Source organism: Cognatundibacterium rivi (genome assembly GCF_018139565.1).
Classification (GTDB): Bacteria; Pseudomonadota; Gammaproteobacteria; order Burkholderiales; family Burkholderiaceae_D; genus Undibacterium; species Undibacterium rivi.
The window spans coordinates 62,194-76,836 of the sequence record NZ_JAGSPK010000008.1; the positions used below are offsets into that span (position 1 = coordinate 62,194).

Below are 14,643 nucleotides of genomic sequence, written 5' to 3' on the forward strand. Positions count from 1 at the left end.
ATCAAAATTCTGTGCATTAAATGCAAACCGGGTCAGACTATGCTGACCCGGAAATTTATTCTGCTGTAACTTGTTCTAATCGGTAGCCGTAACTATAAACAGGCGCCAACCGGTAACCGTTTTCAGGCCTCAATTCCAGTTTGCTGCGCACTCTGGAGATATGGGTGTCCATGGTTCTGGACGGGATATCAACGTCACGTGACCAGACTGCTTCAAGTATGTATGCGCGAGATAAGGGGCGCCCCAGATTCCTGAATAACAGCAGCGCCAGATCGAATTCTTTTTGCGTCATTTCTACCGGCTGATCATTCACACTGACACGACCTGCACGCGTCTCAAATTTGTAGATACCGAATTGCAGATGTTCTGATGCCGTCTGCGTTGGATACGCCCGGCGCAACAGCGCCTGCACCCTGGCCACCAGCTCACTGCGGCGGATAGGCTTGATCATGTAGTCATCCGCTCCGGCAGCAAGGCCAGCGACGATGTCGTCTTCACCGGAGCGGCTGGTCATAAACAAGACCGGCAGTGTCGGTGAGAGCTTTTCCCGCACCCAGTGCAGAATTTCAGTGCCATTCAGATCGGGAACCTGCCAGTCCAGTATCAGCATGTCGTAGCTTTCCCGACGCAGCTGATGCAGCATATCTTTGCCGCTTAAAAAAGGATGACATGTATGACCAGCCGCATTCAAAATAGTGCAGACCAGCTCCAGCAGATTATTGTCGTCGTCAAGTACAGCGATTCTCATGGATAGTTATCGTTAATGTCTGGCAGTTGAACGGGGTCTTATCATTATATCGAAAGCAAGTAAGAAAATTGAAATTTGTTAAAAAATGTAACCCGTAAAAATAACATTTGCAACGAAATTTATTTATTACTGCATCGGTCATTCTTCTCTAAGCATTACCTCGTTAAGTGATGTGCAACACCGATCTGATTCATTTAAGGCGAACGCATTACCGGATTGTTCGCCTCAGTTGCTCATTTAGTTGCTGAATCAGCTGTTTAATTACGCAGTTCTAACTCAGGCAAAACGACATTCACGTCCAGCACTTCAAGATTGCCTTGTTTATCAAGAGAGACGGTAATGTCTTCCGGACTGACTTTGGTGTATTTTGAAATGACTGCGATCAGTTCCTCGCGCAACGCGGGTAGAAAATCGTAACCTTCTCGACCTGTGCGTTCACGGGCGATGATGATCTGTAAGCGTTCTTTTGCCACATTGGCAGTTTTTGGTTTGCTATTGAATAAAAAAGAAAGCAAGGCCATGTTTATTTACCTCCGAAAATACGCTGCAGTAAGCCTGGCTTTTCGTAAGTGATGAAGCGCAATGGAACATCCTGACCGAGGAAGCGGGAGACTACGTCTTCATACGCGTCAGAGACATCGCTGCCCTTCATGTGTATCGCAGGATTACCTTGATTCGACGCGTGCAATACGGCTTCTGATTCCGGGATCACACCAATCAGAGGAATGCGCAAAATTTCCTGTACATCGGTATACGACAGCATTTCACCAGCTTCAACACGTTTGGGTGAATAGCGCGTGATCAGTAAATGTTCTTTGACAGGTTCGCCGCCAGCTTGTGCGCGTTTAGACTTCGCCTGAATGATGCCGAGGATGCGGTCAGAATCGCGTACGGAAGATACTTCCGGATTGGTGACAACGATAGCCTCGTCAGCGAATGTGAGTGCCATGACCGCACCACGTTCAATACCGGCCGGCGAGTCGCAAACGATGAACTCAAAATCCATTTTGATCAGATCGTTTAATACGCGCTCCACACCCTCTTCCGTCAGCGCATCTTTGTCGCGGGTTTGCGAAGCCGGCAGGATGAACAGATTGTCGCAATGTTTGTCTTTGATTAACGCCTGATTCAGGGTTGCTTCACCGCTGATGACATTCACCAGATCATAGACCACGCGGCGTTCGCAACCCATAATCAGATCCAGATTACGCAGGCCGACGTCAAAATCCAGTACGGCAGTTTTATGCCCGCGCATTGCCAGACCAGAGGCAAAACTTGCGCTGGAGGTAGTTTTTCCTACGCCGCCCTTGCCGGATGTTACAACAATGATTCTTGCCACAAAAAACTCCTTTTTCTATGCGAAATAACTGAAATATGGGGCGTTATCCGACCGTTTTTACCGATGATACTTCAATACTGTCACCAATCAGTCTTACTTGTACCGGATGTTGTGCCTGCAAATCCGGGAAGCCATTTTCAAATGTCCGGTAAATACCAGCAATCGACACCAGTTCCGGTTCCATTTGCAATGCAAAAATGCGTGATTCGGTATTGCCGGTGGCGCCAGCTAAGGCGCGCCCACGCAGAGTAGAGTAAATATGGATGCTGCCATCGGCGATGACTTCCGCACCGTTATTGACGGAGGCCGTAATAATCAGGTCTGCGCCACGGGCATAAATACGCTGCCCAGCGCGCACGGGCGTATCGATCACCATGGCCGGATTGTTGCGGATAATGACTTGGGGTTCAGCTTGTGCTGCGATCACTTCTGGTTCGTGGCGTGGTTTGCTTACCACATCAATACTTAAACCATGTGAACGGATGATCGTGTAATCCTCTTCGCGCGCGTTGCGCACCGCGACCGGATGCAAACCATGCGCTTTGAACAGTGGGACCAGCGCATCCCAGTCAACGGTTTCTGCAGCGATACTTTCAACGTCAATGACCGCGAACTCATCATCAAAAAAATCCGGCGAACCGGCGGTCATTTCCTTTAAGGCGGCTTCCAGCGCAGGAGTGGACGCTTCATGCAGCAACACAGCGACGGCGACAACGGTGGAAATTTTTATTTCTATGGGCTTACGCGTCAGACTGTTTTGCATGGCATTCATCAGAAAAGGAAAGGCAGTCGCCAGCGTACCATTATTTTGTGGTCAGGAAATCATCCCCAGCATATCGATACGCGTATCGGCAGGTAAACTTGATACCTGCTAAAAGGACTCATCCTACCAATTGACAGAAAAGATTGCAAAAATAAGCAAGGTTTTCTTGCGCCAAGCGACAATTCCACGACGCTTATCGGTAAATATTTCTATCTGGAAATTTATGTAACAGAAGTAAGCGGATATAAACAGACTTCATCTCTGTTAATGAAACAAGGTTTAGAACGCATGCGCAGCGTGCAAATTGTCCAGGATTTCTGCTTTTAAAGGTGACAACGTCGCTTGCGCACGATTTCTTGGTCGTTGCAGCCCGGGCCTGAATACCGACCTGAGAGTGCCAGCATCGCGATCCAGCAGAATAATACGGTCGCTCAGATACAGTGCCTCATCAATATCGTGCGTAACCATGACTATCGTCAGCCCATGCTCTTGCGCTACGCTGAGCAGCAAATCCTGTAATTTCATACGGGTGAATGCATCCACCGCAGAAAATGGTTCATCCAGCAGCAGTAACTTCGGGCGGGAATACAAGCCTCGGGCGATTGCTACGCGTTGCGCTTGTCCGCCGGATAACTGCTTGGGCAGGGCATTTTCATATCCTGACAAGCCGACTTCTGACAGCAGATGTGCAACCGAAGAGTGTTCTGCGGCTGTTTGCGCAGGGTCGAAGGCAATATTAGCGGCGACGCTCAGCCACGGAAACAAGCGGGGTTCCTGAAATATAAAACCGATGTCCTGGCTGACGCCGGATAATGACCTGCCTTCGAGTTGTATTTGTCCACGGTAATCACGATCAAGCCCGGCAATAATGGAGAGCAGGGTGCTTTTGCCGCAACCGCTGGCACCGATCAGGCTGACGATCTCGCCACGCTGTATATCGATGTGCAGGGAGCGCAATACCTGGCGGCTCCCGTAGCGTTTGTCGTCGATACTGATGTGCAGGAAATCGCTCATGCGGAGGCTCCTTCAGTCTGATAAGTATCGCGCCAGGACAGCAGGCGGTGTTCCAGTTGTTGCATACCCCAGTCACTGATCTTGCCCAGCAAGGCGAGAAGGGCGATGGCGGCCAGAACAATGTCGGCACGACTGGTTTCGCGCCCATCGGTCAGCAGATAGCCCAGCCCCTGACTGGCAGCAATCAATTCAGCCGCGACCATAAACATCCACGCCAGACTCAGTCCGTTACGCAAACCAGTCAGAATCGCCGGCAAGGCGGCTGGTAGCAAGATGCGGCGCGTCATCGCATAAGGTGTCAGACGATATAGTTTTCCCACTTCCGTGAGTCGCCGGTCAACGCCGCGGATACCGGAAACAACGCCCATATACACCGGAAAAAAAGCGCCGATCGCGATCAGCACCAATTTCGGCGCTTCATCAATACCCAGCCACAACAGTAATAAAGGAACCCATGCCAAAGACGGAATTGCTCGCAATGCCTGAAAGCTGGGATCGAGCAATGCTTCCAGGCGTCCGCTGAGCGCAACCATAGAACCGGTGGTGATTGCCAGCACCGCACCGATGACAAATCCCGCTGCAACGCGAGCGCTGCTGAAGCCAATGTGGCTGAGCAGATCATGCTGCCAGAGATACAAAAGCGTACCAACAATCTCAGACGGCGCTGGTAGCAGATTAGACGGAATCAGCGCAAAGCGGACACTGATTTCCGCCAGCAGTAAAACGGTCAGCGGCAACAGCAGGCCCCACAAGGCGCGTGGTAACACTGGGCTCTTTTTTTGCGCTGCCGGATTTGTGCTGGCAGCAGTCATCGCAATGGCAGACGTGTTCATGGTGTTCAGCCGCGGCTAATCAGTGGTTGGGAAAAACGCGTATCGATCAGTGCATGAATCACGGCTTTCAGATCGGTGCCTGGTTTGACCAGCCCTTCCTCCTTCAGAATAGGTGCGGCAGTTTGCAAAGCCTGGATATGTTCATTTGTCGGTAAGGGCTGGCTGAAGTCGCTGCGCAATTTGATTTGCAATAAAGCGACCGGCAACGTGACTTTGGCTTCTTCCGACAATATCTTTGCGGCCTCAGAAGGATTACTGATAATCCACAGGCGTGCCTTTTCATAGGCGCGGATGACGCGCGCGACCTCGGTCGGGCGACTGCTCAGAAATTCTTCGCGCACATTCAAAAAACCATAGGTGTTGAAAGCCACATTACGGTAGATCAGTCTGGAATTCGATTCCAGTTCGCTGGCTGCCATGTGCGGATCCAGCCCTGCCCACGCATCGACTTTACCCTGCTCCAGCGCGGCACGGCCATCGGCGTGTTGCAGGCTGACATGTTCTATGTCGCTACGTTTTAATCCCGCCGTTTTCAGTGCGCGCAACAAAAACAGATACGGATCGGTACCCTTGGTAGCCGCTACTTTTTTCCCTTTCAGGTCGGCGAGATTGCGGATGGGAGAATCTTTCCGCACCAGCAGCGCCGTCCATTCGGGGCGTGAAAAAATATACGGCGTTCTGATCGGGTTGCCATTGGCTTTGGCAAGTAAGGCCGCCAGCCCGGCACTCGAACCGATATCAATACTGTTGGCGTTCAGATATTCGAGCGCACGATTGCTGCCTGCGCTCAGCACCCATTTGATATTGGTACCGTCGGCTTTGAATTCATCTTCCAGCCAGCCAAAACGACGCAATACCAGACTGGAGGGAGAGTAATACGCATAGTCCAGTCGCAATTCTTTGAGTGGCGTCGCGGCGTGAGCAAATGTGGGTAGCAAAGCTGCGGTTGCAGAAGCAGAAGCAAGTTCGAGAAAATGGCGACGTTTCATGAGGCGCTTTCAAAAAAAGTAAATAATCAGGCGGCTGCAGCGACCGGGGGCGTGATGCTGACCCAGCGTCCGGCATGATTTAGAGGTAAATGTGGGCCTTTGCCGAACAGCTGATGTCGCAAGCTGCCGCTGGCATATCTTGTCTTGTAACGTTTTCGGCGCTGTAATTCGGGAACGATCAGGTTCACGACATCGCGCATTGTTTCGTGGGCGATCGCAAACGCAAGGTTAAAACCGTCGATACCGGTTTCATCGACCCAGGCTTCTAACTGTGTGGCGATTTGTTGCGGGTCACCGACGAAGACCGGCCCGCGACCACCGAGCGCAATGAATTCCGCCGCTTCTCTGACGGTCCATTTTTTTGAGGGATCTGCAGCACTGAACGAAGCCAGCGCCGATCTGCCTGCATCTGAGTCGATATAGTCTATCGTGGCATCGAGTGGAAATTGTGAAAAGTCGACACCGGTCCAGCCAGACAGCAAGGTCAGCGATGCTTCTATATCGAGGTATTGCCGATAATCCAGATATTTGGCTTGCGCTTCTTTTTCGGTTTCGGCGGTGATGATCAGTGCCTGCGCATAAATCAGTATGTCGGAAGGCTGGCGGCCAGCGGCAACAACTGCTTGACGAATATCATCGACATAGCGTTTGACGACTTGTTTGCTGGGGCCGCTGACAAACGTGCATTCAGCATGTCTGGCGGCAAATGCGGTACCGCGCTTGGAAGTGCCGGCCTGAAACAAGAGTGGCGTTCTTTGTGGCGAAGGTTCGGATAAGTGAATGCCCGGTACTTTGAAATACCGGCCTTCGTGCACAATCGCATGTACATGTGCCGGGTCGGCATAAATGCCGCGCAATTTGTCGCGCTGAAGCGCTTGCTCATCCCAGCTTTTTTCCCACAATTTATAGACGACCTCCAGATATTCATCTGCCAGATCGTAACGCTCGTCGTGACTCAGTTGCTGCTGCAGACCCAGGTTACGCGCGGCGCTGTCGAGATAGCCAGTGACGATATTCCATCCTATACGTCCTTCCGTCAGATGATCGAGTGTCGATAAGCGACGTGCAAACGGATAGGGGTGTTCACTGGTCAGCGCACATGTCACGCCGAAGCCCAGATGTTTGGTCACGCTCGCCATGATGGGCACCAAGGCCAGTGGGTCGTTTAAGGGAATTTGTATTGCATGTTTCAATGCCGCATCCACCTTGCCCTGAAAGACGTCATACACACCCAGCACATCGGCTAAGAATACGGCGTCAAACAAACCGTATTCCAGTAAGCGGGCTAGTTCGGTCCAGTGCCGGACGCTGGTGTATTGATGACTGGAATCATGCGGATGTCGCCACAACCCCGGCGACTGATGACCGACAGTGTTCATCTGAAACGCATTGAAGCGGATGACTTTTTTCATGGTCTGAATTATTTCCCGCTGTTTTCCAACGCTTGCTGATAATCCGGTTTGGAGAATCCGGCGAAATGTTTATTCGTGACCTCCAGAAATTCGCGTGAACGATAAGCGGCTTCCAGATCTTTGACCCAGGCTTTGCCTTTATCGGAAGTACGGATTGCGACCAGATTTTGATAATTGGCAGAGATTTTTTCACGCGCCAGCGCTTCGCTCAGTTTCAAGCCTGACGCCAGCGCGAAATTGCCATTCACAAAGGAGTAATCGGTGTCTTGCAACGAGCGTGGTAACTGCGCTGCCTCCAGTGGAATCAGTTTAATTTTTTTGATGTTGTCGGCGATATCTTTTTCCGAGGCACGAATAGGATCGAAATTTGCCCGCAGTTTGATCCATCCTAACTGGTCGAGCAGCACTAGTGCTCTGGCCTGATTGGTCGGATCATTTGGTAAGGCGACGGTGGTGCCTTCTTTGACCTGATTCAGTGATGTATGTTTTTTGCTGTAAATCGCAATCGGTGCCGTGGGGACTTTAATCAGCTCGCTTAATGGCAGTTTGTTTTCAGTCGAAAACTTGGTCAGATAGATGATGTGCTGAAACGCATTCGCATCAAGTGAACCTTCGGCGAGTGCGAAATTCGGCTGTATATAATCGTTAAACTCGACGACTTTGACTTTGTATCCCTGTTTTTCCAATACAGGTTTAATGCCTAATTTCACCTGATCGGCATACGGGCCCGCGCTTGTGCCGATGACTAATTCTTTCGGGTCTTTCGCCAATGCCGAAACGGAAACGGCGAGCGATAAGCTTGCCAGCAGAGTAGTCAGAAGTGTACGACGCAGCATAAAAATTCCTTCAGAAAATAGAGTATGAAAGTGAATCTGGTAAAAGCGGTGGTCACGAATCAGCGATGATCAATTTTTCTGGCAATACGGCTACCTGTGAACTGAATCAACTGCACCAGCACGACCAAAATAGCGACCGTAAAAAACATGACATCTGTCTGAAAACGGTAGTAACCGTAACGGATCGCAAGATCGCCGATGCCACCGCCGCCGACCACGCCAGCAATGGCGGAGTAGGACAGAAAACTGATCGCTAATACTGTCAGGGCGAGCACCAGACCGGAACGGGCTTCGACCAGCAAGACCCGCCAGACGATCTGAAATTCGGTGGCACCCATCGCATGGGCAGCTTCGATGACGCCGCGTGGCACTTCTTTGCAGCTTTGTTCAACCAGCCTTGCGAAATATGGAATCGCAGCAAACGACAGCGGCACTGCCGCTGCCAGTGGCCCGATGGAGGTACCGACGAGCCAGCGCGTGAATGGCACCAGTGCGACCAGTAAAATGATGAAGGGAAATGAGCGTATGGTATTCACCAGCCAGCCGAGCACCAGTGCGAGGGGGCGATGCTGTAGCGATTGCCCGTCGCCGACCAGGAACAACAGAATACCGAGTGGCCCGCCGATGATAATGGCGGCTGACAAGCCTATACCCAGCATGGTCAGCGTTTGTAGCAGAGCCGTTCCGAGTTCAGGTAATAGTGAAATCAGATTTTCAAACATGGGCAAGATCTTTCCACTGTCCGGTACTGCTTTCTTCCCGGCTGTAATACGCCAGTTCACGTCCTAGGGCGGTTTGGCGTGGAATGTCGGTATCTGCCAGCGCAAAGCTTTCCGCGACTTCGCCATCGACGATGACTGCGACGTGATTGCAAATGCTGCTAAGGACGGATAATTCATGACTGACGATCACAATCGTGACTCCTAAACGTTGATTAATATCGCGTAAAGTGTCCAGCACTTCGCGCGTTGTTTCTGCATCGAGAGATGAGGTCGGTTCATCACATAACAGCACTTGCGGTCTGCTCGCCAGTGCACGCGCGATTGCAACGCGTTGCTTCTGCCCGCCGGATAACTGCGCGGGGTAGCTGTTGGCTTTATTCGTCAGGCCTACGATATTCAGACATTCCTCTACACGTTCACGGATTTCGTGTTTGCTCAGATGGGTGTGTATCTTCAGTGGGAACGCGACGTTGTCGAACACGCTGGCATTTTGTAAAAGATTGAACTGCTGAAAAATCATGCCGATGTTCTGACGTGCTTCACGCAATTGTTTTTTGTTGAGTCGTGTCAGTTCGTTACCGGCGACTGTGATGCTGCCAGTGTCTGGTCGCTCCAGTAAATTGAACAGACGCAGCAGGGTCGATTTTCCTGCGCCACTTTTTCCTATCAGACCAAAAATATCGCCTTTTGCAATGTCCAGACTGACGTTGTTGACCGCCTGAAAAATGTCGCCGTGCGGCAGCACAAAGGATTTACTCGCAGACTGTATTCGTATGATTTTGTCGCTCATGATGGCTCCGTATTACGAATAGGCGGTTGGTTCAGGCACGCTGCCGTTCAGTGCATAGCGCCCCAGATCACGTAGTTTGTAATCAATCGGGTCGTGCAGGGTATGTACCCGGACATTGCGCCAGAAGCGGTCGTAGCCATAGCGGCTGGATGTTGAGCTGGCTCCGGTCAGTTCAAACATTTGTGAGCTCACCTCAATACCTGCGCGGTGCGCAAGGCATTTTGCTTCTGCGACCGAGATCGCAAGCGCACCTCGCTCTGCGGCAGTGACCAGCGCTCCTTTTCTGAAAGTGCGTTCCAGTTCCAGTCCCGCCAGATCGGCAAGTGCCGTTGCCGGACGCAGCAATAACCAGAGCTCGCCGTAACGATGCTGAATGTAAGGATCGTCTGTCGCAGCGCTGACTCCTGAGGAAAACCAGGCTCGGGCCTTATCCCGCGTGTAGTTGCGGGCGACATCAAACGCGCCGTCAGCGATACCCAGATACAGGTTTGCCATCATCAGTTGGGCAATTTGCGAGCGCAGTGTGGCTTGCGCTGTCGGTACTTGTCCGGGGGCCTGCAACACCAGATCGTCAGGCAGGAAGACATGATCGAAATGCACGTTGCCGCTATCTGTCTGGCGCTGGCCGAAGGCATCCCAGTCGGCCTGTATGCGTATGCCGGGTTGGGTGCTTGGTATGGCCGCAATCAGCGCGCTTTGCGTTGTTTCATCCCAGGCTGAAATGGTCAGCCAGTCCGAACCCACTGAGCCAGACGAAAAACTTTTAAGACCGTTGAGCAGATAGCCATCTTTTGTACGCGTCGCCAGCGTGCGTTTATCCAAAGGATTCAGCGCATTACCCCAGAATAATTTTTGCGCGACAGTAGCGCTGTACAAACGCCGGTGTTGCTGCGCGTTGCCATACAACTCTATGCCTGCAATTTGTAAGTGATGAAATGCGAATACGTGTGCGAGCGCGCTATCGGCTTTGGCGAGCAATCTTACGATCTGCAAGATCGTTGCCCAGCTCGTACCATGACCGCCAAATTCCTCTGGGATAGATAGGGTCAATAAGCCGGATTCACGTATCCACGCACGTTCTGTTGCTGCATGACCACCAGCCTGATCACGTTCGACAGCGCTCTGCGCCAGACGACCAGCCAGGTGAGTGGCAATGGCAATCACCTCATTTTGCGGAGATGGAAGATCGATGGCGTCACTTAATTTTTGTAGTCTTTGGGACATGCGAAAACCTGATGGATGAGCAATATGTTGGATTAGTATTGCATCGGGTTTTATCGCGGTACACGAAGATATTTCGCCTTACTTATGCGGAATTTTCCTATGTTGAAAATCAGATGCCGATAGTTGAAATCTGTTGTTTTTTTAATTTTCGACTATAGAAATATGAAAAGCTTCCTTGTCAGTTGTTCTGGGGCTTTTTATGATCGTTGCAGCATTTTCACACCATCTCAACAAATGACAGGAAGCTATTAATGAAACTGGAAACTATTGCTGTTCATGGCGGTTATTCGCCAGATCCGACGACACGTGCAGTTGCGGTGCCGATTTATCAGACCGTTGCCTATGCTTTCGATAACACCCAGCATGGCGCAGATTTATTTGATCTGAAGGTGCAGGGAAATATTTATTCACGGATCATGAACCCGACCAATGATGTACTGGAAAAACGCGTCGCTGCACTTGAAGGAGGCATCGCGGGTCTGACATTAGCATCGGGTCAAGCCGCCATCACCTATGCGATACAGACGATCGCTGAAGCTGGCGACAACATCGTCTCTGCATCAACGTTATATGGTGGCACTTATAATCTGTTTGCGCATACCTTGCCGCAATTCGGCATAGAAACCCGCTTTGCCGATTATCGTGATCCTGAATCGTTTGCGCGGCTGATCGACGATAAAACCAAAGCAGTGTTTGTCGAGTCGATTGGTAATCCACTGGGCAATATCACCGATATCGAAGCAATTGCTGCTGTTGCGCATAAACATGGTGTGCCGCTGATTGTCGATAACACAGTGCCGTCACCTTATCTGTTGCGCCCGATTGAATTCGGTGCCGATATCGTGGTGCATTCGCTGACCAAATATCTGGGCGGGCATGGGACGACGATCGGTGGCATCATCGTCGATTCTGGTAAGTTTCCATGGGCAGAACACAAGCAACGGTTTAAGCGCCTGAATGAGCCTGATGTGTCATATCACGGCGTCGTTTATACCGAAGCATTGGGCCCTGCTGCATACATAGGTCGCGCGCGCGTCGTGCCATTGCGTAATACGGGCGCTGCTTTGTCACCGTTTAATGCCTTCCTGATTTTGCAGGGCATAGAAACGCTGGCGCTGCGACTGGATCGCATTACCGACAATACTCGTAAGATTGCAGAATATCTGCAACAGCATGCGAAAGTGAAGTGGGTGAATTATGCTGGTTTGCCAGATCACAAAGATCATGCGCTGGCGCAGAAATATCTGGGCGGTAAGCCATCCGGTATTCTGACTTTTGGTCTGCAAGGCGGACGTGAAGCGGGTGGACGTTTTCAGGATGCCTTGCAACTCTTCACCCGTCTGGTGAATATTGGCGACGCGAAATCTCTGGCATGCCATCCTGCGACGACGACGCACCGGCAGTTAAATCCGGAAGAACTCGCCAAAGCGGGCGTGACAGAAGATACAGTACGCTTGTCGATAGGAATTGAGCATATCGACGATCTGATCGCTGATCTGGAACAGGCATTAGCCGCGTCCTAAGATGATATGTCGCCCTGATCGCAGTCTGTGCGTCAGGGCGCATTGCGCTGATTTTCATCCGCAATAAGGAATAGCAATTTTTTGCTGATTCTGTCAATGACCCAAGTCAATGCCCCGGCCTGATGGCGTCCTATAATTCGTTTGCCCTGAATTTCGCACGGATGTGCTATTTTCAGCCGACTGTTCTGCTGCCGATATGCTGTCATAGTAGTAAGATAAACATATATTCTCTGAGCGAATCAGGCATGGCATGCGTCGCATATGCCGCATGTTTCACATGTGGTGCATTTGTTCATACGCAGCCTTGCATTTGCCAGTAGCAAATTATTTTCCTGAACATGTTGTCTGAGCTGCATTCTCATCCGGCGACCAGCCTACCGTCACAGAGCGGTGCTTAACGAAAACTTAAAAATCATGTCAAACCAACAGAGACCATTGCAAGAGCGCGCATTGACAGACCTCCGTACCCTCGCTGAACTTTTCACCTGGCGCGTAGCGAAAACGCCGTCCGCAGAAGCTTATCGGCAGTTTAATGAAACAAATGGTCAATGGATCAGTTACACATGGGAAGAAACCCATCAGCGTGTGATGGGCTGTGTGCGGGCGCTGTCGCAGTTGAATCTGGAGCGTGGTGCGCGTATCGCCATTTTGCTACCGAATGGTTTGCAGGCGGTATGCATTGATCAGGCAGCTTTGCAGATGGCGTGTGTGCCAGTTCCTATGCATGCACTGGATAATCCGGAAAGTATCGCTTACATCATCGGTGACAGCGATGCTTCCGTTCTGATTGCAACAACAGATCAACAATGGAAAGACATAGGCAATGCCGGCGTTGCGTTGCCTGCTTTACGTCAGGTCGTGGTGTTGGAAAAAAATCTGACAGAGGCTGATTACCCCGCCGGTGTTCCCGTCGTTTCAACAGAAGAGTGGCTGTCTGCTGCCGTGAACGTGAATGCGGCCGGGGTGTTGGCAGAAGCTGCGGCGGATGATCTCGCCGCCTTGGTTTACACCTCCGGTACTACCGGCAAACCCAAGGGTGTGATGCTGACACACAATAATGTCATGTCGAATGTGAAAGCGGTGGTTGCGCGCGTGGCGCCGGTTATCAGCGATGTCTTCCTGTCTTTCCTGCCTTTGTCGCATACCTTTGAGCGCACCGCCGGTTATTATCTGCCAGTGGCGGCCGGTGCCTGTGTTGCTTTTTCTCATTCGGTTAAACAGTTGCCTGAAGAATTAGTCACTATCAAGCCGACGATTTTGATTTCTGTGCCGAGGATTTACGAGCGTGTGTACAGCGTGATTCAAACGAAGCTGGCGCAGTCAAAAGTACAGTCGTTTTTGTTTAATGCAGCGATCGCGGTGGGCTGGCGACGTTTCACGCGCGCGCAGCATTTGTCATCAGATGGTGTATTGCAACGTCTTGGCGACGCGATCGTCTGGCGCGTGCTGGAGCCCGTGGTCGCCAGCAAATTGAAAAATCAGTTTGGCGGTCGTTTGCGCGTTGCAGTCAGCGGCGGTGCTGCACTGTCCACTTCTATCTCGCGTTGCTTCCTCGGCCTCGGAATTCCTATTGTGCAGGGATACGGCATGACAGAAACCGCGCCGGTTGTGGCATTTAACGCACCGGACGACAATAATCCTTCCACCGTCGGGCGAATTCTTGAAGGTGTTGAGGTAAGGGTAGGTGAAAACGCGGAGCTGCAAGTGCGCGGCCCTAACGTCATGCGCGGTTACTGGAAGCGTGAAGAAGATACCGCCAAAGCATTTATTGATGGCTGGCTGCGTACCGGTGATCAGGCAGAAGTCGTCGATGGTCGCGTGCGCATACTTGGCCGTGTCAAAGAAATTATCGTCACGTCGACGGGGGAAAAAATCGCGCCGGTCGATCTGGAAATTGCGATTTCTACCGATCCGGCATTTGAGCAGGTGTACGCTTTTGGTGAGAATGCCCCTTTTATTGGTTGTGTCGTTGTACTGAGTCAGTCTTACTGGGCACAGTTAGCGCAAACTTTGGGGTTGGATGCCACGGATCTGAACAATCTGAAATCCCCCGCTGCAACTGATGTGGTGTTGAAGCGTGTGCGTGAACTGACCTGCAGTTTCCCATTTTATGCTCAGCCTAAAGGCGTGATCTTATCGACCGAACCGTGGACGATAGAAAGTACCTTGATCACACCAACGCTGAAATTGAAACGTCTGAATCTGCAAAAGCATTTTGCAGAAGACATGGCACGTATTTACGCACCTCGAAAAAAATAAGCTTGCCATCAGCGGATACCGGTTTCTGCAATCTTTATTCAGAAAATGCAGTGACTGGTATCCGTTTTCCCTGCGCATTTCGGCGCATTCTTGAACATTCCACGATCTGCGATTTGGTACAGAAAAATTCTGATTCCGCCCCCATTCATCTGCACACGGCAGCGTGACGCGTTACCGTCTTAAGGGTACAC

At 51.2% G+C, this 14,643-nt stretch carries 14 protein-coding genes; 2 read left to right on the forward strand and 12 right to left on the reverse strand.

The features are described from left to right. Window positions 1-55: 55 nt before the first annotated feature. From KDM87_RS17385 to KDM87_RS17440, 12 genes are all read right to left on the reverse strand, one after another. Window positions 56-748 carry a response regulator transcription factor gene (locus KDM87_RS17385; RefSeq protein WP_212680384.1) on the reverse strand — a complete coding sequence of 231 codons (693 nt, stop codon included), beginning with the start codon at window positions 746-748 and terminating at the stop codon, window positions 56-58. A 257-nt stretch (window positions 749-1,005) separates the two neighbouring features. Continuing rightward, window positions 1,006-1,269, reverse strand: a complete 264-nt coding sequence (minE, locus tag KDM87_RS17390; protein WP_186884548.1) for a cell division topological specificity factor MinE — start codon at window positions 1,267-1,269, stop codon at window positions 1,006-1,008. Between the two features lie 2 nt (window positions 1,270-1,271). Further along, window positions 1,272-2,087 (reverse strand): septum site-determining protein MinD, encoded by an 816-nt coding sequence (gene minD / locus KDM87_RS17395; RefSeq protein ID WP_212680385.1) that lies wholly within the window; start codon window positions 2,085-2,087, stop codon window positions 1,272-1,274. Between the two features lie 43 nt (window positions 2,088-2,130). Further along, a complete protein-coding gene (minC, locus tag KDM87_RS17400; protein ID WP_212680386.1) occupies window positions 2,131-2,850 on the reverse strand; it encodes a septum site-determining protein MinC in 720 nt (239 codons plus the stop codon). A gap of 279 nt (window positions 2,851-3,129) precedes the next feature. Continuing rightward, window positions 3,130-3,864, reverse strand: a complete 735-nt coding sequence (locus KDM87_RS17405) for an ABC transporter ATP-binding protein (RefSeq protein WP_212680387.1) — start codon at window positions 3,862-3,864, stop codon at window positions 3,130-3,132. Further along, the gene (locus KDM87_RS17410) at window positions 3,861-4,697 is read right to left on the reverse strand and encodes an ABC transporter permease (protein WP_212680388.1); all 837 of its coding nucleotides are present in this window, start codon (window positions 4,695-4,697) and stop codon (window positions 3,861-3,863) included. The genes KDM87_RS17405 and KDM87_RS17410 overlap by 4 nt, the downstream gene beginning before the upstream one ends. 5 nt (window positions 4,698-4,702) lie before the next feature. Then, window positions 4,703-5,686: an aliphatic sulfonate ABC transporter substrate-binding protein gene (locus tag KDM87_RS17415; RefSeq protein ID WP_212680389.1), complete on the reverse strand. Its 984-nt coding sequence runs from the start codon at window positions 5,684-5,686 to the stop codon at window positions 4,703-4,705. Between the two features lie 26 nt (window positions 5,687-5,712). Further along, the gene (locus KDM87_RS17420) at window positions 5,713-7,098 is read right to left on the reverse strand and encodes an LLM class flavin-dependent oxidoreductase (protein WP_212680390.1); all 1,386 of its coding nucleotides are present in this window, start codon (window positions 7,096-7,098) and stop codon (window positions 5,713-5,715) included. Window positions 7,099-7,106: 8 nt separating this feature from the next. Then, window positions 7,107-7,934: a MetQ/NlpA family ABC transporter substrate-binding protein gene (locus tag KDM87_RS17425; RefSeq protein ID WP_212680391.1), complete on the reverse strand. Its 828-nt coding sequence runs from the start codon at window positions 7,932-7,934 to the stop codon at window positions 7,107-7,109. Between the two features lie 59 nt (window positions 7,935-7,993). After that, a complete protein-coding gene (locus tag KDM87_RS17430; protein WP_212680392.1) occupies window positions 7,994-8,656 on the reverse strand; it encodes a methionine ABC transporter permease in 663 nt (220 codons plus the stop codon). Beyond that, window positions 8,649-9,446 carry a methionine ABC transporter ATP-binding protein gene (locus tag KDM87_RS17435; RefSeq protein ID WP_212680393.1) on the reverse strand — a complete coding sequence of 266 codons (798 nt, stop codon included), beginning with the start codon at window positions 9,444-9,446 and terminating at the stop codon, window positions 8,649-8,651. The genes KDM87_RS17430 and KDM87_RS17435 overlap by 8 nt, the downstream gene beginning before the upstream one ends. Window positions 9,447-9,458: 12 nt before the next feature. After that, window positions 9,459-10,670, reverse strand: coding sequence for an acyl-CoA dehydrogenase family protein (locus KDM87_RS17440; RefSeq protein WP_212680394.1), 1,212 nt, complete (start codon window positions 10,668-10,670; stop codon window positions 9,459-9,461). Between the two features lie 251 nt (window positions 10,671-10,921). Here KDM87_RS17440 and KDM87_RS17445 point away from each other — a divergent pair, with 251 nt between their 5' ends. Then, window positions 10,922-12,193 carry an O-acetylhomoserine aminocarboxypropyltransferase/cysteine synthase family protein gene (locus tag KDM87_RS17445; protein ID WP_212680395.1) on the forward strand — a complete coding sequence of 424 codons (1,272 nt, stop codon included), beginning with the start codon at window positions 10,922-10,924 and terminating at the stop codon, window positions 12,191-12,193. Between the two features lie 414 nt (window positions 12,194-12,607). Next, the gene (locus tag KDM87_RS17450; protein WP_212680396.1) at window positions 12,608-14,452 is read left to right on the forward strand and encodes an AMP-dependent synthetase/ligase; all 1,845 of its coding nucleotides are present in this window, start codon (window positions 12,608-12,610) and stop codon (window positions 14,450-14,452) included. The last annotated feature ends 191 nt before the right edge of the window (window positions 14,453-14,643 follow it).